Annotated in this window: 19 protein-coding genes; 7 read left to right on the top strand and 12 right to left on the bottom strand. The window is 39.6% G+C overall.

Annotated elements, in window-relative coordinates; genetic code table 11:
- Positions 1–29: 29 nt before the first annotated feature.
- Positions 30–1352 (top strand): HD domain-containing phosphohydrolase, encoded by a 1323-nt coding sequence (locus PAUR_RS21595; RefSeq protein ID WP_192509782.1) that lies wholly within the window; start codon positions 30–32, stop codon positions 1350–1352.
- Here PAUR_RS21595 and PAUR_RS21590 read toward each other — a convergent pair.
- Complete coding sequence (locus PAUR_RS21590; RefSeq protein ID WP_192509781.1) at positions 1349–2899, bottom strand: methyl-accepting chemotaxis protein; 1551 nt, start codon at positions 2897–2899, stop codon at positions 1349–1351. The genes PAUR_RS21595 and PAUR_RS21590 overlap by 4 nt on opposite strands.
- Positions 2900–3233: 334 nt before the next feature.
- Between PAUR_RS21590 and hemH the strand changes: the two genes are divergently transcribed.
- Positions 3234–4253 carry a ferrochelatase gene (hemH, locus tag PAUR_RS21585; RefSeq protein ID WP_192509780.1) on the top strand — a complete coding sequence of 340 codons (1020 nt, stop codon included), beginning with the start codon at positions 3234–3236 and terminating at the stop codon, positions 4251–4253.
- 47 nt (positions 4254–4300) lie between these two features.
- Here the strand turns inward: hemH and PAUR_RS21580 are convergent, their stop codons facing one another.
- Both PAUR_RS21580 and PAUR_RS21575 read right to left on the bottom strand, forming a co-directional pair.
- Complete coding sequence (locus PAUR_RS21580; protein WP_225738543.1) at positions 4301–6850, bottom strand: putative bifunctional diguanylate cyclase/phosphodiesterase; 2550 nt, start codon at positions 6848–6850, stop codon at positions 4301–4303.
- Between the two features lie 174 nt (positions 6851–7024).
- The gene (locus PAUR_RS21575) at positions 7025–8434 is read right to left on the bottom strand and encodes a YfcC family protein (protein WP_192509779.1); all 1410 of its coding nucleotides are present in this window, start codon (positions 8432–8434) and stop codon (positions 7025–7027) included.
- Between the two features lie 230 nt (positions 8435–8664).
- On the opposite strand from PAUR_RS21575, the gene PAUR_RS21570 reads away from it, so the two are divergent.
- Positions 8665–9078: a hypothetical protein gene (locus tag PAUR_RS21570; RefSeq protein WP_192509778.1), complete on the top strand. Its 414-nt coding sequence runs from the start codon at positions 8665–8667 to the stop codon at positions 9076–9078.
- Between the two features lie 23 nt (positions 9079–9101).
- Here the strand turns inward: PAUR_RS21570 and PAUR_RS21565 are convergent, their stop codons facing one another.
- A complete protein-coding gene (locus PAUR_RS21565; RefSeq protein WP_192509777.1) occupies positions 9102–10703 on the bottom strand; it encodes a sensor domain-containing diguanylate cyclase in 1602 nt (533 codons plus the stop codon).
- Between the two features lie 247 nt (positions 10704–10950).
- On the opposite strand from PAUR_RS21565, the gene PAUR_RS21560 reads away from it, so the two are divergent.
- Positions 10951–11133, top strand: a complete 183-nt coding sequence (locus tag PAUR_RS21560) for a hypothetical protein (protein ID WP_192509776.1) — start codon at positions 10951–10953, stop codon at positions 11131–11133.
- A 1-nt stretch (position 11134) separates the two neighbouring features.
- On the opposite strand, the gene PAUR_RS21555 is transcribed toward PAUR_RS21560, so the two are convergent.
- The 3 genes from PAUR_RS21555 to PAUR_RS21545 all read right to left on the bottom strand — a co-directional run bounded on the left by PAUR_RS21555 (position 11135) and on the right by PAUR_RS21545 (position 15461).
- The gene (locus PAUR_RS21555) at positions 11135–12325 is read right to left on the bottom strand and encodes an alkaline phosphatase family protein (protein WP_192509775.1); all 1191 of its coding nucleotides are present in this window, start codon (positions 12323–12325) and stop codon (positions 11135–11137) included.
- A 108-nt stretch (positions 12326–12433) separates the two neighbouring features.
- Positions 12434–12949 carry a hypothetical protein gene (locus PAUR_RS21550; RefSeq protein WP_192509774.1) on the bottom strand — a complete coding sequence of 172 codons (516 nt, stop codon included), beginning with the start codon at positions 12947–12949 and terminating at the stop codon, positions 12434–12436.
- 340 nt (positions 12950–13289) lie between these two features.
- Positions 13290–15461 (bottom strand): S9 family peptidase, encoded by a 2172-nt coding sequence (locus PAUR_RS21545; RefSeq protein ID WP_192509773.1) that lies wholly within the window; start codon positions 15459–15461, stop codon positions 13290–13292.
- A gap of 237 nt (positions 15462–15698) precedes the next feature.
- On the opposite strand from PAUR_RS21545, the gene PAUR_RS21540 reads away from it, so the two are divergent.
- Positions 15699–16169, top strand: coding sequence for a nuclear transport factor 2 family protein (locus PAUR_RS21540; protein WP_192509772.1), 471 nt, complete (start codon positions 15699–15701; stop codon positions 16167–16169).
- 10 nt (positions 16170–16179) lie between these two features.
- Here PAUR_RS21540 and PAUR_RS21535 read toward each other — a convergent pair whose 3' ends face one another.
- Positions 16180–16758: a MarR family transcriptional regulator gene (locus PAUR_RS21535; protein WP_192509771.1), complete on the bottom strand. Its 579-nt coding sequence runs from the start codon at positions 16756–16758 to the stop codon at positions 16180–16182.
- 114 nt (positions 16759–16872) lie between these two features.
- On the opposite strand from PAUR_RS21535, the gene PAUR_RS21530 reads away from it, so the two are divergent.
- On the top strand, positions 16873–17463 hold the full coding sequence (locus PAUR_RS21530) for a carboxymuconolactone decarboxylase family protein (RefSeq protein WP_192509770.1): 591 nt from the start codon (positions 16873–16875) through the stop codon (positions 17461–17463).
- A gap of 163 nt (positions 17464–17626) precedes the next feature.
- On the opposite strand, the gene ltaE is transcribed toward PAUR_RS21530, so the two are convergent.
- The 3 genes from ltaE to PAUR_RS21515 all read right to left on the bottom strand — a co-directional run bounded on the left by ltaE (position 17627) and on the right by PAUR_RS21515 (position 20041).
- Positions 17627–18595, bottom strand: coding sequence for a low-specificity L-threonine aldolase (ltaE, locus tag PAUR_RS21525; protein ID WP_225738597.1), 969 nt, complete (start codon positions 18593–18595; stop codon positions 17627–17629).
- 114 nt (positions 18596–18709) lie between these two features.
- On the bottom strand, positions 18710–18967 hold the full coding sequence (locus PAUR_RS21520; RefSeq protein WP_192509768.1) for a hypothetical protein: 258 nt from the start codon (positions 18965–18967) through the stop codon (positions 18710–18712).
- A gap of 201 nt (positions 18968–19168) precedes the next feature.
- The gene (locus PAUR_RS21515) at positions 19169–20041 is read right to left on the bottom strand and encodes a hypothetical protein (RefSeq protein WP_192509767.1); all 873 of its coding nucleotides are present in this window, start codon (positions 20039–20041) and stop codon (positions 19169–19171) included.
- A 212-nt stretch (positions 20042–20253) separates the two neighbouring features.
- Here PAUR_RS21515 and PAUR_RS21510 point away from each other — a divergent pair, with 212 nt between their 5' ends.
- A complete protein-coding gene (locus PAUR_RS21510) occupies positions 20254–20667 on the top strand; it encodes a VOC family protein (RefSeq protein ID WP_192509766.1) in 414 nt (137 codons plus the stop codon).
- A 71-nt stretch (positions 20668–20738) separates the two neighbouring features.
- Here PAUR_RS21510 and PAUR_RS21505 read toward each other — a convergent pair whose 3' ends face one another.
- Entirely contained in the window at positions 20739–21410 is a 672-nt protein-coding gene (locus tag PAUR_RS21505; RefSeq protein ID WP_192509765.1) for a type 1 glutamine amidotransferase domain-containing protein, read from the bottom strand.
- Between the last annotated feature and the right edge of the window lie 43 nt (positions 21411–21453).

Below are 21453 nucleotides of genomic sequence, written 5' to 3'. Positions count from 1 at the left end.
TACATACTCATCTAATGCGCTGTTTTTAAATGGAAGATTTTGAAAAAAGAACTAAGTTCCCTGTACAAATAATGTGCCTTGACGATGAGCCTAGTGTTTTGCGTGCACTCGTTCGCCTACTTCGCCATCATAAATTACAAGCAGTGCCTTTTACCGAAGGCACTGAGGCACTGGCTGCCCTCAAAAAACAAGATTTCGCACTGATCATTAGCGATATGCGTATGCCAAATATGAATGGGGCTGAATTTTTAGAAAAAGCCAAAGTCATCGCCCCCGATACCCAGCGCATTCTATTAACTGGGTACTCAGATCTCATATCAACGGTCAACGCCGTTAATCAGGGAGAAATTCATGCTTACGTGAAAAAACCCTGGCAAAACCAAAGGTTAGTCTATCTTATCGAACAAGCAATTGAGAAATACAGACTCAAAAAACACAACCTAACGTTACAAAAACAGATTGTTGAACAAAACAGTAAGCTTAAAGAATTAAATGACTCTCTTGAGCTGTTGGTAGATAAAAGAACAAAACAAATTCGGCAGGTGTTAAAGCAACTTGAAGTAGCCAATGAACATGAAAAAACCGACCATAAAGCCACCGTTGAGCTGTTGTACAATTTCATCAACGCAAATCCAAATCTAGATGCACAACTTGCCAAAAACATTGCCACAACATGCTTGCATATCGCTCAGTTTCTCAAATTAAGTGATAAATTAATAGAAATGGCCAATATGGCGGGGTATTTAGCACAAGTTGGGCTACTCGCAATGGATCCTGCTTTATATAAGGTGCCCCCGACCGAGCTCAATGAAAAACAGAGAAAGTTATTTTATACTCACCCAGCCACAGCACAGCTCATGCTAATGCCAGCCCAACATTTAAGTGAGGTTGCGGAAGCAATATACCACCAGTTTGAAAAATACAATGGTAACGGTATCCCCAAAGGTCTTAAAGGCAGCGACATTCCAATCTGTGCTCATATTTTATCCGTTGCTCGTGATTATTGGCAAAATATCAGTCTCAGTCAAAAGCCACAGGAACAACGATATACCGACGCACTAGAGTTAATCAAAATGTATAGTGGTAATTTTTATCATCCAAAAGTGGTTTCGGCACTAGAAGCCACACTAAAAGATAAAAAGAATACCCAATCTGACACCGTCAAATCTATGGATATTCTTACCTCAAAACAATTAAAACCAGGTATGATCCTCGGACTTGCCATTCATAGCCACAAGGGCATCATGTTGTTACCTAAAGGCCATCAATTTACTGAAAAATCAATAAATAAGCTACAGCAACTGGAAACGCAAAAACCCACACCTTTTAGAATTATGATAAAAGATGATTAACGTTTAAAGCGTACAACAAGCTCATACATATCATTTGCGACTACCGTTAGATTTTTACTCACGGCTTTCACATGTTCTGCGCTGTCTAAGCTTACATTCGCGAGTGACGCAATGTTGACAACCTGTTGGTTTATGTCATCTGATACCGCGGCTTGCTCTTCAACTGACGTTGCTATTTGCATAGACATATCATTTATTTTCTCAATGGCACCATTGATCCTTTCCAGCATTAGCGTACTTTCTTCTAATTGCTCGATACCAAATTGGGACTCCTTCTGACCTCGCTCCGCAATATCTACGGAATTTTGCGTACTATCAGTTAACTGTTGAATTATTGTATGAATTTCCTGAGTTGACTGTTGTGTGCGTTGAGCTAAATGTCTCACTTCATCTGCCACTACTGCAAATCCGCGACCTTGCTCACCAGCACGCGCTGCTTCTATCGCGGCATTTAATGCCAGTAGATTAGTCTGCTCTGCGATCTGGTCAATGATTTGCGCAACATCTGCAATACGTGCAGTTTGCTTTGACACACCCAGCACGGAATCACGAATTAAACATACGGTATTTCCCAGCTCAATAATTGCTTGCTTGGTAGCCACACTCAGCTTTGCACTATCATTGGCCAATAATAAAGAGCGTTGCGCTTCATGGGCCGTAGATTGAACATGGCTAGAAACGTCATTAATTGTCGTACTCATCTCATTCATTGCTGTAGCAACTTGTTCCGTTTCCAACTGCTGCTGCTGCAATTTCTCATATGACTCAGTGGCACCGTACAATGCACTATTTGCTCCATTTGATACATCCTTTGCCGAATACTCTATCCGCGTAATGACTGTATTCAAGTGTGCTTTCTCGCTCAACAAACGGACCTGGATCTTTGCCATTTGACCTTCCCAGGTAGAATATATTCGTGTAGCGACGTCATCACAGAAACTATGTGCAAGCGTTTTCTCCAATCTAGATAGCTGCTCATTATCACGCCATAAATTATAAGAACTCAGCCCTAGTGCATTAACAATAAGCCATGTAAACGCCACTGTTTCAGATAAAAAGAACCAGATCAATACTGCTGATATGACCATAAATAGGGGCCAAATAGCCCTTAGTTTAGGCAGCTTTAATGACGTATTATTCCCATTATTAATTGTGCGATATAACTGCTCAGCACGCTGGATCATCGCTCTGTCAGGCAAGGTCCTGACCGACTCATAGCCAACAACTTGACCATTTTCGGTTACCGGAGTTACATAAGCATCAACCCAATAAAAATCCCCATTTTTGCACCTGTTTTTAACCAATCCCATCCAGGGCTTGCCTGATTTCAACTGCTGCCACATCGTTTGAAATGCAAGTTCAGGCATATCTGGGTGCCTCACTAAATTATGGGGCTGCCCAATTAATTCCTGCCGAGTAAAACCACTGACAGAAACAAACTCATCATTACAGTCAACGATATTCCCTTGTAAGTCTGTAACGGAAATAAGCTTAGTATTGTTTGCAAATGTTTTCTCATTATTTGTGACAGGTTGATTCAGACGCATAAATCCCCTTTAGGCTAAAATTTCAACAGTGCATTTGATGCTTAGCTGATCCCTCCTCACATAGGGAAAGTAATCATTATCAAATACAAAAAAGTGTCGAGAGATTACGTGTATCAAGGCAGGCTTGCAAGCGAGAAAAGCTGAATTGTTTTGAAAATAAGACAAAAGAATGAATAATATATTATCGCTTTTTATTTTGTATTAGAATAGATCGAGTTTTCAGTTACGTACGTATCAAATATCTTGTAAAATTATAACCAGATAAGTTTTTAACTTAAGTACCTATCTATTACACTCTCAAATCTGCATTAATAATATGCTCAAGGAGCTCTATGTGTCCCGTTTCTCAGCCGTTACTGACAATCCACACGATCAAAGATTTAATCAAAAAACAGGGATCTTAGTTACGAACTTGGGTAGCCCTGATGCCCCTACAGCGAAAGCTCTACGGGTCTATTTAGCTGAGTTTTTATCAGACCCCCGTATTGTAGAAATACCTCGCTTAATCTGGCTGATGATTCTGCATGGTATTATTTTGCGTGTTCGCCCGAAAAAATCAGCAAAAGCTTATGAGTCTATTTGGACGGAAAATGGTTCTCCCCTTATTCATATTTCAGCCCAACAAACTGAAAAATTGTCACTTTTGATAAAACAACAAGGCTACGAAAACACTGAAGTAGTGATGGCGATGCGTTATGGCAACCCTTCCATTGAGTCAGGCCTCGAACTATTGCGAGATAAGGGGTTAACACGGATCATTGTTTTACCGCTATACCCGCAATACTCTAGCCCCACGACTGGATCAACGTTTGACGCCGTGGCCGCGGTATTAAAAAAGTGGCGCTGGGTACCAGAATTACATTTTATTAATGGGTATCATAAAACACCAAAATATATTTCCGCATTGGCCGCATCGATAGCGGAAGATCTCGAAAAACACGGTACGCCGCAAAAGCTCGTATTTTCTTATCATGGAATGCCTAAGCAATTTCTTACCAATGGCGACCCATATCATTGCCTATGCCACCAAACGACCAGTCTGGTTATAAAAGCGTTAGGGCTAGATAAAGATCTCGTTATGACCACCTTTCAAAGTCGTTTTGGTAAAGCTGAGTGGCTAAAGCCTTATACTGATGAGACCCTCACCAACTTCCCTGCGCAAGGCATACACGATATTGCCATTGTCAGCCCTGCATTTAGTGCTGATTGCTTGGAAACATTGGAAGAATTAGAAGAAGAAAACCGAGAGATTTTTGAGCATGCAGGTGGGAAAAGCTATCGATACATTCCTGCTTTAAACGACCGAGATGATCATATCGATGCACTCTTTGATGTGATAAAGCCGATGCTTTAAATGTTTTGCGCGTCAATCGTTGGCGCGCAAAAACGCCCTAAGACCGATTAAAATATACTGACTCTTTCTGCGTAAATAGCCGTGTCTGCGGGTGCTTCTAACATCTCTAAACACTCATTCAATGGTTTTGCAGGACTATAGTAAAAACCTTGAATATTATGGCACCCAAACTGCTGTAACATTTTAAGCTGTACCGCTTGCTCCACACCTTCTGCAATCACTCGAATATCTAACTGCGTGCTCAATTCGATAAGGCATTTAATCATTGCTTGTTTTGAAGTATCTGCAACTAAGCTATCAACAAAAGACTTGTCAATTTTGACATAATCAACTTGGTTTTCGATTAAGTTACTTAACGAAGAATAGCCCGTACAAAAATCATCTAACGCAACTTTTACCCCCTTTGCTCTGAGTTCACTCAGTACATGCCAAGTATATTTATTCGTTGCCATAGATTCTGTTACTTCAATTGTAATGGCATGATAGGGTAACTTAGCTTTTTCTATCGCCTCACTAATTAACGCCACTTGATTATTCGTGCTTTTAAATTCATTCACGGAACGGTTAATTGAAATTGATACATCTGTAAAACCCGCATGATGCATTAAAGATAAATCATGGCAGCTTTGTTCCAAAACAAATTGGCCAATGTTATGGATCATACCAAACTCTTCAGCAATCGGAATAAAACGCCCTGGAGAAACAATGCCATACTCATCATCAAACCAACGAATAAGTGCTTCAAATTTTCGGATGTTTCCCGTTCTCGCATCAACAATAGGCTGATAATGCACAGTCAACAATTTATGCTTCAATGCATCTTTAAGTTTATCTCTTAACTTAATTTTATTTAGGTAGGCATTTTGAATAGCCGCATTATGCAGCGCAATACTTCCTACTCGGTTTTTTTTGGCACTACCTAATGCATGTGCTGCGTTTCGAAGTAAATTTGCCGCCGTAATTTGCTTATCGTTTGGTAATATTGCTACGCCGGTACTTGCTGTAATTTCTATAGTTAAATCATTAAATACATAGGGCAAACTCAATTTTTTACTCAGCTTTTCGGCTATCAGCATGGTGCTGTCATCGTCACCGCTGTCTAATAAAATCGCAAATTCATCTCCACCATATCGACTGATTGTGTCTTGACTACGCAGCGCATTCTTCAACCTTTTAGCGACAGAAAGCAACACTTTATCGCCTGTTTCAGGACCAAACACGTCATTAACCTCTTTGAAACGATCTAATCCTATAAACAATAAAGCACAGCTTGTTTGTTGTGCCCGAGAGTCCGAAATCTTAGCTTCGAGCGTCCCCATAAAACTGCGTCTATTTTGCAAACCCGTTAAGGGCTCATGATTGGCATAAAAAGTAAGCTGGGCTTCGTTACGTTTCCATTGTGTGATGTCTCTAAAAATTGCAACATAGTTGCATACAAACCCTTCTTCATCTTTCACAACACTTAACGTGAGCTCTTCGGGGAAAATTTGACCGTTTTTCCTACGGTTATAGATCTCCCCTTTCCACATACCTTCCTTACTCAGTTGGTTCCACATCAATTGATAAAACCGCTTATCTTGTTGTCCTGATGATAAAACAACCGGATCTCTCCCTAACAACTCATGTCCGGTATAACCCGTTAAGCGTTCAAATGCTCGATTCACCATAATGATTTTGTTGTTTTTATCAGTGATCATAATGGCTTCCGTCGCATGCTCAAATACCACATTTGTTAACTCAAGCTGACGGTTTAATGCTGAAATATACGACACATCTTGTACCGTTGCGCTAAATACGCGCTCTTGGCTGTCTTCATCCCATTCAACACGGCCAATAATTCTCAATAACCCTTTCAATTCTGAACGCTTTTTGTGGGAGACATTGATATCAAACGTATCTAATTTATTATCACCAATTTTAACCAACAAATGACGTAACTTTTGTTCATCGAGTATTTCCAAGTGAGATAAAAAGACATTCAAGGTGATATTCGGATTATGGTGCTTGAGCAAACGCGCCATCTCTGCGCTAAACCAATGTTTGTTTTGATGAATACGCCATGTCCAAGAACTCAACTTAGCAATTCGCTCGCCTTTCGCTAATTGCTTCAAGAGTAAGTCCCGTGAAGATAATGCTAAGTTGTGATTAAGTTCGGCCCCGACGATATGGCTAAGCTCTTTAAACCATGCTTGCTCAGCATGACTAACTTGCGTCGGCGAATTAAACATACACACCATTATGCCTATAGGCGTATGGTCTAAAGCACGCAATGTAATACCCAAATAACTATCAATATTCAGTACTTTTAGTATGTCATCATGACGATAAAGGCTTTGTAAATTACAGTTAATCGCACAAATAGAGTCACTACCTTTAGCGTCTTTACACGGCGTGCCTTCTAAGTCGTAAACAATATTTTCTGCTTGGCATCCATCAATAGTATAAAACACCGTTTTAACCTGTGTATCACTGCTCACAAACTTGCCAATGAAACAATGTGCGGCCCCAAACCGTTGATAAAGCATACTCAAAGCAAGTTCATATCTTGCTTCGCTGCTCGCTAAATTATAAAACTGACTAAAAGACACATTCACCATTTCATCACAACTTTATTGTTTTTAAGCAAATACAAAAAATTATTGGCATAGTAATTCAATAAACTACCTCTAACATCAATGTAGATCAATAAAATATGCAATGGATTGACCTAACAGACACAAAAAAGCCACATAGGGACGCATAGTCCATATGTGGCTTTTTACTGTTTACTTTTAAGGTTCGATCATTGGCTGTACATCTAACCCATAGCCAAAATAAACCGCAAGTACCAATACCACAGAAGCGGCAACCATCAGCTTAAGCAATAATGGCAAACAGAATCTGAACCAATGTGCATATGGCACGCCGGCCATACCGATGATCCCCATTAATACCGCATTAGTCGGAATAATCATATTTGAGAAACCATCACCAAACTGATAAGCCAAAACAGCAACTTGGCGTGGAACTCCCACTAAATCACCCAATGGAACCATCAGTGGCATAGTCACATACGCCTGACCTGAACCTGATGGTATGAAAGTATTCAATATTGTTTGAATAACCAGCATACCCACTGCGGAAATTTCTGCGCTTACATAGGACAGTGGTAGTGACATACTATGCACTAATGTATGAAGGATTTGCCCATCTTCTAAAATAAGCGCAATACCTCGAGCCACGCCTATTAAGATGGCGGTAGTAACTAAATCCGATACCCCTTCAATAAAGCGTTCTGCAGTTTCATCTGCTGATAGCTTGCCTAATATTGCGATCACCGCCCCCCAAGCAATAAAGACACCACCGAGCTCATACAAATACCAACCTTTGGTAGCAATACCCCACACTGCAACTGTCAGAGTAATTAAAAAGCTCCCTAAAATGACTTGGTGCCTAGTCTCTAATTTAGGGTAACTTGGTTGTACTTGCCCATCTAATGGGCATGCAACACCGATCATCATTGAATTACTTGGGTCCTGCTTCACTTTTTGCGCATATTGCCACACATGATGAAAACCAATTAATACAAAAGGAATAAAAATAGCGAGCCTAAGCCAAATGCCCGAATAGACTGGGATCTCTGCAATCTGTTGCGCAATCAGTACGGTAAACGGATTAAATGCGGAAACGCCATAGCCAATACCATACCCAGCAACAATCATACCTACAGCCGTCATGGCATCTAATCTCATTGCTTTACACAGGGCAACCAGTATCAGCACAAAAGGAATATATTCTCCCGCGGTTCCGATGCTACTTGAGGCCATCGCAAAGCAAAACACCACCATAAAAATCAGCTTTTGGGGGCGTGAACCATACTTTTCTAAGAGTCGACCGATCAGTGCATCTACCGTACCAGTCGCTCTAGCAATAGCTAAAACACCACCCACTATCAAAACGAAAAAAATAACATCTTGCGCAGCAGCAAATGCTCGAGGAATTGCAGTCAACAAATCCCATGGCGTTAAGTAGGTTTTATTCTCAATTACCTGGTAAGTCCCAGAGACAACCATTTGTCGTCCAGAATCTGACAAACTCGTTTCAAAGAAACCTTGCGGCACTATCCACGTAGCCATTAAAGCAATCACCATCATACCTAACAACAGGATCAAGGTATGAGGGACTTTGAGCGTTCGACCCATATGTACTCCTAAATTTTTGACACCGCACTATGCGACCCCTTAATAGCAACATAATACCCACTTTAAAAACTGTTTTCACTTACTCTCGTTAAACATACGTATATTTGCGCCACACAGAGTCTATATTGTTAAACTCTACTCAATGTTCTTCGCAGTTTTTAACAGTTTCTTACTGGTGTAGATGCAGGATAAGCACAATAATGACATCATAAATTCAAGGGGAATAAACAATGAAAAACCTATTAGTAGCTGTTGGCCTAACATCTTTATTATCAGCGTGTGCACATCATGATGACGTTCGTCCTAGTTCTGATAATCAGCACTACGTCATTATTAAATCATCTGAGCGAGGTCAAGGTGTAAAAGAAGCGCTTGACCAAGCAACGCATTTTTGTAAACAAGATAAACAATCGATGTTTGTCCTCAATGAATCAGTAACATATCAAGGTGAGAAAACAGAGCATGAGTTTTTGAGTGATAAATCTACGGCTGAAATAATCACCAATGCTGGAACTTGGTTATGGGTATTAGGGGATGGTTATGTTGATGATGCTGGTGCCATTGCGTCTATTGCCGGTGCCAGTGCAGAGCATTCATTAGGAAAGCCCTACCTCATCAACCTCAGTTTTCGTTGTGGGAGCTAACTCCTTTCTCTAGACGCCCAATATTAACTCGCTTTGGGCGTTCTGCTAAAACCGTCAATATCATCAACTTCAGTTTTATTTCTGCCAGTGTGTTTTGCTTTATACAACGCTTTATCCGCTTGCTTTATGACTTGAGACAGCTCACTTGCAGAACTTGGCCAATGTGCTACGCCAAGTGAAATGTTAACCTGCTCTACAGGCATAAATGTATGATGATGAACTTGTAACCTTAACCTTTCAGCAATAGAGTAAGCTTGATTAAGGTTGACATCAGGTAAAAAAATCGAAAATTCTTCGCCTCCGGTTCTACAAATAATGTCTTCTTCTCTCGCACCAATCAGCATAAGTTCTGCAATACTACGTATTACATGATCGCCTACATCATGACCAAAATGGTCATTAATGCGCTTAAAATGATCGATATCTAACGCAATCATTGAAAAAGGCACTCCTGAGTCTTTACAATGCTCAATTTTTGCTAGCATACCACGGCGATTTAAAAGTTGCGTTAACGGATCTTTTTGTCTATCCAAATCATATTCTTGAATTGTTTTTCCAACTAACTCCGTACCTGAAACAATCGCTTGCTTTAAGTGCTCTGCCTCAAAGTACCACGCGTTAATTGCTTGAACATCAGATTTCGCATATCTATCCATAGCCTTCACACCCACCGCCAATTGCCACAACGGCTTTGCTATTTTTGAACCCAGTAACAAGATTAGCATTAACATAATAACCGTGATTGGCAAGGTGCTTTTTACCACATTCAGCAATGTACTATTTAGTTGAGAAAGCGTCGCGTCCGTTGATCTTTGCGCCACAATACCCCACCCCGATACAGGCACAGCTGCATAACCACTCAACACCTCTCTATTCTCACTATTACGCAATGCCATAACGCCTGAATATCCAGACATCACATGTTCTATGACCGCATTACTCGCTATCGTATTACCCACTTGACTTGAATCTACATGATAAATTAACTGCCTATTTTGATCGACAACATATAAATATGACCCATCGTTATAGTGGTGTTCGCCGAGCAATCGATTAAGAATATTGTCACCCTGCAAATAAATGCTTGCTGCAATGAATCCTAAATAACCCCCGTCGCTCGCTGTTATAGGATAAGACACACTAATGATTAAATTACCCGCAGGAGAAATAAACGGCTTAGAAATATAAACTTCTTGTGTCGTTAATGGCATAGCACCTTGCCCCTCCTTTACCACAAAGCCTTTTACATTAAGAGTACTAGGCTCTGAAGATAATACTTTTCCTGTGCTATCGACCACCACAACAGAATTAAAACTTGATGTTTGCCGGTGCAATCGATACAACTCATTTTGCCGCAGCGATGCGCTAGAAAAATTAGTCCCTATTTGTTGAGCACTGAACTGTAGTTGCGTAATGACCGATTGTAAAAATAACTCTGTGATTTCGGCTAGCTTCGCCGCATAGACACGGTTTGATTCCAAAGTATCATTAATAAGTAATGACTTTTGTACTTTAAATGTGGCGTATAGAGAATTACCTAACGAAACCACCATACTAAAGAAAGCCAATAAAAAAATTAACCTTTTTAAATCAATTTGTTTTGTTAAATTGAAACTGCCCAACATATCCTTTCCTTGTTAATAACAGCAATTAATACCACTTGTCACCAGCACTTTATCTAACTTTTTCGTCTATCATTTTATGCCGTATCAAAACAACAGTGCAACACCCTCATACTAAAGGGTTGATTTATTACTAAAGGCAAGGATTAATCTCACTATGCTCATGGAAACACATGGGAATAGTCGCTTAATATAGTCGTCCAATGTATAATCTCGGTAAAAGAGTTTATGTAAAGGAGTGCTTATTTAAATGAAAGATAAAAAGGTTAACCCCCTAGTTTCACACTTTACCATCGCCTTTATTTTACTCGCCGCATTGTGGATTTTTGTAGACGAAAAAGACTTACTAGTTTTAGGAAACTCACTGATCCTTGTTTACGTCGTTTATGCACTAGGCTCGCGAGTAATGCCCCGAAAGCCTAAGAAAAAATAACTCACTTCACTGCTTTACGAAGTACATCTCCATTACTGTCTATTTTATTCATCAATTTTAAACCCAATATTTCAGCTATGATTGGGTAGACTTCCAAATTTTCCATTTCACTAATTTTCATTCCGGATTTAAAAGCAGGCCCTTGTGCAATAAAAATAGCTGCCATGTCATCAGTATCAACATATCCATGCGTACCTTTATAAGTTACATTGTTATGTTCACTAAACACCTTTGGTGGTGATGTTTCTAAAATAATATCGGGTATCCTTGGTGAGCCCACATAATGGCGTTTCATGAGTGTGTGTTTATCCAATATAGAAAAGCGCCCTTTAGATTCTATAGTGAGCAACTTTTTAATATTTTGCACATCTTTTGCGGACGCTTGTTTTGCATAGATTAACGCTCTAGGTCCCGTATTTTTAACCACCCACTCTTTAGGGATACTAAGATGTGCTAAATCTATTTGTTGGCTGACATCAACCTCCGTCATACCATGATCAGATACTATAACTAGATTTACGGGGTGAGCGAGCTGAGAAATACGTAGCTGTAAATCTGTGATTAACTTATCAACTTGTTGAACGGCATCATAGACTTGCGTACTATTTGGGCCAAAGTCATGACCGATAGAATCTACCAACGAAAAATAACCTGCCACAAAGTGTGGTCGTATACCTTCTTCTAGAGTAAGCCATTGAATGATTTGATCAATGCGTGCCTGATAGTCACTTTGTTGTGAATAGTGATAGTAGTAGTTTGGCACCATGCCATTAAATCTAGCGTCCGATTCAGGCCAAAAGTAAGTGGCTGATTTTAGCCCCTGCATGCGCGCTAAATTCCAAAGTGGGATGCCATTAAACCAGGTACTGTCGTCCTTTCCAGATCCCATTTTATAACATTCGTTACGATTTTTATCGCAAAACTTGTTGTCGATAATGCCATGATTGACCGGCCGCAGCCCTGTAATAATCGAAATATGATTAGGAAATGTTTTACTTGGATACACAGGCCACATTTTGTTTACCTGGACACCTTGTTGCGCTATCTTTTTCAGCCCTTTGGCATCGTGCTGTTCAATATAATCCCAACGAAACCCGTCTAAAGATATAAGAACAACAGATTGCTGCTGTGCTGATAATATAAATGACAAAAACAAACTCATACATAGTATGAATCTAGTCAAGTACCACATGTAAGGCTCTCACACTTTAAACATTAATTATGATATGAGGTTTTACGCTAAATCTATGACAATACAAATAAATTGCGACAAAGCACATATGGATGGAACTCAATGATATCATTGGTTACTTATCTTTGCTGCAACTAAAGAATAGCCATTTGTACTAACCGCCAGATCTTCATCATTAAGCAAATACAATTCAAATAACCTTTTTTGTTTGCCTTTATTGTTACTACACCAAACAAAGTCATCCAAACTCGAGTTCTTCACTTTGCACCGACTGGGTATTGAATAAAACTTTTGCCACTGGCGTTGTTTTTTATCGTTTGAAAACATTTTCCCCGCATAGGTCATTCCATCAATTGGTGAAGCGAGTAATTCATCATCTGGCAAAGCCAGACGCAATTCACTATTGGCATTACTATGACTACAATGACGCTGTAGAAGCACAAAAATACGTTGCTCTTGCACTGAGAATTGCTTACTTTGCGGGCTACTTTTGTCGATTTGTGTGATTAAAATCGCTCTTTTATAGGCGAGCTTTTCACACGTTGATGGTGTGAAACGCGCATTCGAAGCAAGGGCCTGATGCGCAGTTATCACACTCAGTATAAAAAACACTATCCATTTCATATTAAATCCAGATATCCATATCTATTAAAAAATTTAAGGTAACCCACTCATACTAACATACTGTAGTTGACTCGGGAGGTCTGTAAGACTTGACCGAAAAAAGTGTAGACCTGTTAATCGCTCAACCAGAGTGCTTTCTTTACTAGATAAAGTACAAATGTATTAAATATAGAACTTAAATATTCATCATTTATTATTGGTTATAGTGTCTCAAAACATGAATTTGTTCATATCACTAAGGTACATGTAATAGATATCGCACATATTTTTAAGCTATCGGCTGATATGAATTGTTTAATGAAGAGCTTAGGCACACAACGCTAAGCTCTTCATACCCAAGTTATAACCGACCGTTTGCCAACTCTACAAAGAAGGCATAATGCAATGCTCGGTCCTTAATGCTGTTATAACGACCTGACGCCCCACCATGGCCTGCTTGCATATCAACTTTAAACAGTAATTTATTGCTATCTGTTTTCTTCTCTCGTAATTTCGCAACCCATTTAGCCGGCTCGAAGTATTGTACCTGTGAGTCGTGTAGACCCGTAGTAACGAGCATATTTGGATAGTCTTGAGTTTTCACTTGATCATATGGAGAATAACTCCGCATATAATCAAAGTATACTTTCTCATTTGGATTTCCCCATTCATCATACTCATTCGTCGTTAGCGGTAAGGTTTCGTCTAACATTGTATTAATGACATCTACAAAAGGTACCGCAGCATGTACCCCATGATAAAGCTCTGGTGCTTGGTTGACCACCGCCCCCATGAGTAACCCTCCAGCGCTTCCACCTTGGGCATATACTCTATCTTTATCTGCATAACCTTGCTTAACTAACGCACGAGTTACATCAATAAAATCGTTAAAGGTATTCTTTTTATTTAACTTTTTGCCATCCTCATACCACTGTCTACCGAGCATTTGCGACCCTCTGATATGGGCAATGGCATAGACAAAACCACGGTCGAGCAAACTCAGTTTAGAGTTAGAAAAACTTGCGTCACGCGTATAGCCATATGATCCATAAGCGTACTGTAATATCGGATTGGTACCATCTTTTTTAAACAACTCTTTCCTATACACCAGAGAAACAGGTACTTTTTTACCATCGCGAGCGGTAACAAATATTCGCTCCGATGCATAATTATCGGCATTAAAGTCACCTAAAATTTTTGCTTCTTTGAGTATCGCTTTCGTATAAGTATTCAGGTCTATTTCAAACGTCGTTTTGGGGGTAGTCATACTAGAGTAACTGATCCGCACAGCACCGTTACCCAGTTCTTTGTTACCCGTTAAATTAACTAAATAGGCAGGATCATTAAATTCTAACGGATGTTCTTTGCCTGACGCCAAATCCCGAATAGTAATATAGGCTTGGCCCATTTTTCGGGTTTTATATACTAAGTGGGAATCGAAAAGCGCAAAGTCTTCAAACTTTTCTTTGCTATCATGTTGAATAACGGTTTGCCAATTCGCTTTATTTGAATACTGACTCTCATGTACCTTCATTAACTTAAAATTGACTGCATTTAAGTTCGTCGATATATAAAACCAGTCTTTTAATTTTGCAATACTATACTCAAGCCCTTTCTCTCTCTCAATGAAGCGCTGAGGCTGTGCTTTGGCATTGTTCGCATCAATAATTGATACACCTTTAGATTCAGTGCTTGAATGGTGAATGTATACATACTCCCCACCCTTACTTTTACTTATATACGTATAATAAGTATTGTCTTTTTCATTATATACCAACTCATCTGCGCTTTGCGGTGTACCGAGAGTATGCCTGAATACCTGAGTACCAAGTAACGAAACGGGATCTTTTTTCACATAGTAGAGCGTTTTATCATCATTGCCCCACACAACCCCACCCTGGACACCGATAAGTTCGTCGCTAAGTGTATTACCAGTCACCAAGTTTTTTACCCGAATCGTATAGATACGCCGGCTTAACGTATCTTCTGAATAGGCCAATAGGTCACCATTTGTGCTGATTGAAAAGTCCGCTATATTATAATAATTGTGACCTTGCGCATGTATGTTCATATCAAACAGTAACTTCGCACCCTTTCCCGACACGTTGTCACTTCTATAGAGTGATGGGTACTCTTGCTCACCGAGTGTTTCTGTAAAATAGAAGAATTTACCGTCTTTCACCGGTACTGAACGCTTATCCTTAACCATGCGGCTTTTTATTTCATTGAATAGTGTATTTTGTAGTGCTTGTGTCGAATTTAAGATTGAATCACTATAAGTATTCTCACGCTCTAAATGAGCAAGTACTTTTGGATCACTGCGAGAATCATCTCGTAACCAATGGTAATTATCTTGCATCACATAGCCATGAATTTTAGTCTCATGTGCTATTTTTTTCGCAATAGGAGGTGCAACCGCAGTCACGCTATCATTTGCTTTTGATACAGTGTGAGAAACGGTAGAACTCCCACAGCCCGTAAGCGCTAATACGATACTTGACGATATAAAGCTGGTAAGAATAAGCTTTTTCATATTCCTTTACTCTTTTTATTATAAATTAGATAGATTAGTAATATACCGTAGACTTAACCATATGTCCTGCCAGCAATCTAAAATATGATGTTCCCTTTCTCATCGACTTAGAAACGATAGCCTTATTCCATTTTAAAATATGATGATATTTCACATTTCATCTATTCTTTTACGATATTCTGATCTGTATTGGCGATATAATTCGTTGATATTCCATATTTAACTGTAAGGAAAGTCATGCTTAGAACTTTATTCATATGTTCCTTAGCCATAGTGCTGGGTGGATGCCAAATTAGTCAAAAAGACATAAGTGTCACACTCTGTGAAGACGTACTCATGAAGTACCCCCAGCACAGAGATAAAGGCCCAGTGCGTGATTATCAAGCACTGTTCACAGAGGATGCGACCTTTTCGGTACCAAAATTAAATATCTCATTACAAGGAAGTGACGCCATTGCTAACCGTGTCAGAAGCGCCCTTATCACAAAGAAAAGTATTCATATGATCACCAGTATGAATATTACACCTAGTTCAAAAAATAGTCTCACTGCTCAGTCTCATTTTATTTTATATCTCACTAGCCTTGAAGACCGCACTCAGCCTATGAAAGTCTTTAACGGCCGTTATGAAGACCAATTAGTTATAAAGTCAGGTCAATGCTATATACAACGAAGAAACGTGCTAATAGATCGGGTTGATACCCTTTAATCACTACACATCATGAGGTGGTTCTTTTGTGCCAACGGATCACCTCTTTTTGATCTCTGGTAATGGTTTTTCCTTGTGCTTCGATGTCTTTTGCAGTGTCAGCCAAAACTTGTTCTGCTTGCAGCTCCAGTTTTTCTAATAGCAGTAATAGCGTCATTTGCTCTTCGCTGGTTAAATTGGCTGTTAAACGGGTTGTTCTTTGTTCAAGGTAACAAGTGATTTTTTTATAAACATCAGTGCCTAAGTCACTTAATTTAACCAATTTAGATCGTTGATTTTCCGTTTTTTTCTCTTCATCTAAATAGTGTAATTTTAATAAGCAATTAATTGCTCGATTAACCGAGTAAGGATCTAACCTAGATTGATAGGCAATATCTGCAGCATTAATCGGTCCATAAGAGCCAATATTCAAAAGTACTCTTATCTCTCGCGTTTCTAATTCAGTAAACTGTTTAATAGCAGCATCTCTATCAATGGCCAACAAATTACTTGCCACTGCAACTCGATACGGTAAGTGATTATATAAATCATATGGCTTTGTAATACCTGCATTTAATGTAAATGCCGCTTTTCGCATTTTATTGCTCATTTAAAACCCTTTTACACCAAAATTACTCACACTGTAACTTTGCTAGACAAAATCACCAAGACACTTTACTATTTATGTTGCATATGCAACATAAAAACAAAACAGGATCTTATTATGGCGTTAGTTACCCCCCTTTCACAAGATGAAAACCAAGAAGTGCGTGAGTTAGCTAAGTTTTTTAATGAAACGCTAGGGTTTTGCCCAAACAGTGTTTTAACCATGCAAATTCGCCCCGCTATTGCAAAAGCATTTATCACCTTGAATATGGCCGTAATGGAAAACGGCGGCAGAGTCACTGCTGAACAAAAACGACTTATTGGCTATATCACCAGTGCCAATACAGGTTGTAGATACTGTGAGGCACACACAATATTAGCCGCAAAGCGCTACGGTGGTTCAGAAGAGCGACTAAATAATATTTGGCAATTCCGAGAAAGTGAGCTGTATACAAGTGCAGAGAAAGCCGCTTTTGAATTCGCACTCGCCGCATCCAGTGTGCCTAATGCTGTTGATAATATTATTGAAGCTGAATTGAAAAAGTACTGGGATGAAGGCGAAATTGTTGAAATTTTAGGTGTTATTTCACTCTTTGGTTATTTAAACCGCTGGAATGATACCATGGCGACTACCTTAGAGACAGGCGCTATTTCAGCAGGGAAAACATATTTAACACACAATGATTGGCAGGTGAACAAACACCAATAATATTTCAATGATGTAAGTCTTCGACCTCTATGTATGCGGCAGTCGGTGTGCCGTCTAACGACGGAAAATACAACTGAGTCGCACGCTTTGGGGATTTGCTCCCAACTCGTGCGACTATCACAACTCATATCGAATTAACACAACCCTGCGTATTATGTCTAAATCAAGTTAGATATTTTTTAAGATGTGTTATCAATGTATCAATATCTTCTCGTGTAATGTCCTTATGCGTAACAAGTCGCATGCCTATGTATGCTGAAGTTATCAAAATCCCTTGGTCAGCGAGCGACTGCGTTACAAAATTCATGTCAACATGCGCTGCAACATCAACATAAACAATATTTGTTTCTACTTTATAAGCTTCAGTGCTTAAACCCGAAATACCATTAATTTCACGTGCCAAATACCCTGCATTGTCGTGATCTTCAATCAACCGCTCAACGTTATTCATCAATGCAAACTGACCCGCAGCCGCCAAGATACCAGCCTGGCGCATACCGCCCCCAAGCATCTTTCTAATTCGTCGAGCTTTAGCAATAAATGTTTTATTACCCAATAACACGGACCCTATTGGTGCACCTAGTCCTTTTGATAAACACACGGTCATTGAATCAAAATGCTGACTAATTTCTTTAATATCAACTTTTAAAGCAGTCGCTGCATTGTACACTCGCGCCCCATCTAAATGTAGGATGAGCTGGTTTTGTTGACAAAACTCTTGTGCTTGTTTCAAATAATCAAGGCTTAAAACTTTACCGCCAATGGTATTTTCCAAACTCAACACCTTTGTTCGTGCAAAATGAAAATCGTCAGCCTTAATCGCGCTGGATAGCTTATTAAAACATAGGCTGCCATCAGCTTCATTTTCAATCGGTTGCGGCTGAATAGAGCCTAATACGGCGGCACCACCGGCCTCATATTTGTAATTGTGCGCATTTTGCCCACATAAATACTCATCACCTCGCTCACAATGAGCCATCAGTGCCAAAAGATTAGCTTGTGTACCAGAGCTAGAAAACAATGCAGCCTCAAAGCCGTGACGTTTAGCGGCGTATACCTCTAACGCATTAACAGTAGGGTCATCTCCATAAACATCATCCCCCAGCTCTGCGTCAAACATGGCTTTTTTCATTGCTTTACATGGTCTTGTCACTGTATCTGAGCGAAAATCTATATTCACAATCATTCCCCGTATTTTTCCAAACGAGTTCTCAAAAAACTCAATCTATTAATATCTAATAATTCGTTATACTTTTCTTATGGGTTTTAACAGGCTATTGGTGCAAAAGAGCCTTTTTCGAATGCCCGCTGATATCAAACCCTTTGATATATCATCCATATCGCGCTTTATACGTGAATATCGGTCACCGAATTCAGCTCTGACAACAGCTGTTTCCAACCAGTAACCCAACACAATATCCACTGTGCTAACTAATGCTTCGGCCAACTGTTTTGGCTTTGCTAGCGTTTGTTCACTCTGCGTAACCGGTTTATTAAGCCGCACTTAAATATCAAAAATTCACTCCGCAGTTACACACTCAGCCTTTCTAAAAGCCACAATACCCTCAACGATTGCGAACTTCCTCAATGATGTACTGCCCGCACCCGAGTCCGTGTTTTCATTCTTCAATGTATGTTTAACATCAACGAATTACAAGTTGCTAGCTTCATACCAGCCATTCTTTTCCCGCTTTCAGCTGAAATTTTACACCGTATTTATCGCTTTTTTTGTATGCTGAACTACATAATAGGGAAGTAATATGACTAAACACTGCGAGGTAATGTAAATTGCCCAATTGATATATCTAACTTGTGGAAAAAAACCCTCTCCCTGTGCACCATAAATCCAATATTGACCGATAATTGCATCTGCTAATGCCGCGAGCAATAAGCCACACACCACACACCATAAACCAGTCGACATGTTTTTTACACCGACTGAATAAATCATCATCATTGCACTGACCGCCACAGCTGTAATAACAATCGAATGTAAAGCAGTTAGCACCGAGATATATAAACCTGTTTCGGGTAAATACATGGACATAAAAGCGCTTCCACCTACCACGATTGCAACAATAGCCAATATGTACAATTTAAAATGATGGCCTATATGATATAAATCAGAATGGCTATGGATTACACTTTCTTGAGTTTTTTGTCTACTTAATGCTTCAAAATGATTTATCGCGGAAAAAACTGCCATTATTAACAATACGTACCCAGGAGCAAAAAACCAAACAGAATCAGCAAGGTAATCATGCTTAATGATTTCACCATGATGATAAAATTGCTCTCGAAGGTTAAAGTTAATCACATCTCCTACCATACATAAACTCAACGAGGCTAAGCTAAAGTTTGCAATTTTACGCAGTTTTTTACTATCCGACTGCAAATAAACCCAACGCCTTATCATCACACTTACAAACAGCAATAACATTAACGTCGTTATTTCAAAGCCAAATACTAAGTGTCGACCATCACCAACCACACTCCACTGGCCAAATAAAGCACCGACTGTATCTATCATTGCAATACACCAAGCAACAATTAGTACTAGACCCACAAAAATCAGCATATCCCTACCTTATTTCACTTTTCACCATCTACACACAAAATTAGCACTTTACCTTAAGTTAACTTGAGGTATTAAAGTGACCCTAAGCATTAAATTAACCCAAGGAAAAATCAATGAATAACATCAAGCGACTAAACGACAATACATCGAGCTTTATGCAAAAGCTACAACATCTCATTGTTTCAACAATGAAAAATAAATAAGGACAACCCATGCATTTAGAACATATCAATTTAGTTGTCAGTGATTTACCCCGTGCTTTGGCGTTTTACCAAGCCGCCTTTCCACATTGGAGAGTCAGATGTTCTGGGGCTGGTGACTGGAACGGTCAACCCAGAAATTGGCTACATTTGGGTGACGATAACAATTACATTGCACTCAGCGACCATGGCACCACTAAAGGACGAGACTTAAGCGGATATCAAGTGGGGTTAGCTCATTTTGCCTATGTCGTAAATAACTTAGATCACTTGGTAACACGGATGAATGCAGCTGGGTTTAATGTCGACTCAGGCAGCAATACTCACCCTTACAGAAAAAATGCCTACTTTATTGACCCTGATGGTTTTGAAATAGAGTTCGTCGAATATAGCAGTGATTTACCCAATGAACGAAATAGCGATTAACTGTTCAGTCAAATGCAAGAACAGAAACAAGAGCCAGAGTACAACTATTCTGGCTCATAATAACAAGCAGCTTACGATAAATACTTCACGAGCACTTCACCCACTGCATGCGCACTCGCTGGGTTTTGCCCCGTTATAACCCGCTTATCTTCAACAACAAATGACTGCCACGGCTGCTTTTTACTATACTGCACCGCATTACGTGCTAGCGCATCCTCGAGTAAAAATGGAATATCATCAATTGTGCCAAAATCCACTTCTTCTTCGCGCGTAAACCCTGTCACAGACACTGACGAAAGCAATGACTCTCCATTGCTCAAAGTAATAGGCAATAAGCCAGCTGGTCCATGACAAACCGAAGCTATTATTCCGCCACTTTCATAATGTTGGGCACTTATTGCAGCAACCGTTTTATCTTCAAATAAATCACTTAATAACCCAAACCCACCTGGGTAGAAAATAGCATCGTATGCGTTGATATCAATTTCACTTGCCGTCAATGTATTGTCGACTTTGTTATTAAACTGGTTATTATTTAAAATCTGCTGGTTTACTTCATCACCATCTGGTTCGACACCGTACAAAGGCGCACTTCCGCCCTTAATTGAGGCTATGTCATATTCAATACCTGCAGCCAATAGCGCGCTCACAACATGAGTTAACTCTGGTGCGTATGTCCCATTAGCTTGTGCTGTACTACCAAGTGTTGCGTGGTTCGTGACAAATATCATTACTTTTTTCATTGTTTGTTCTCGTTAATCATTTAAATAGCGGCTTGCTAGCAAG

This window comes from Pseudoalteromonas aurantia 208 (assembly GCF_014858725.1).
Lineage (GTDB): Bacteria > Pseudomonadota > Gammaproteobacteria > Enterobacterales > Alteromonadaceae > Pseudoalteromonas > Pseudoalteromonas aurantia.
The sequence above is the reverse complement of the archived record's forward strand: the minus strand, read 5'-3'. Positions and strand labels throughout refer to the sequence as shown.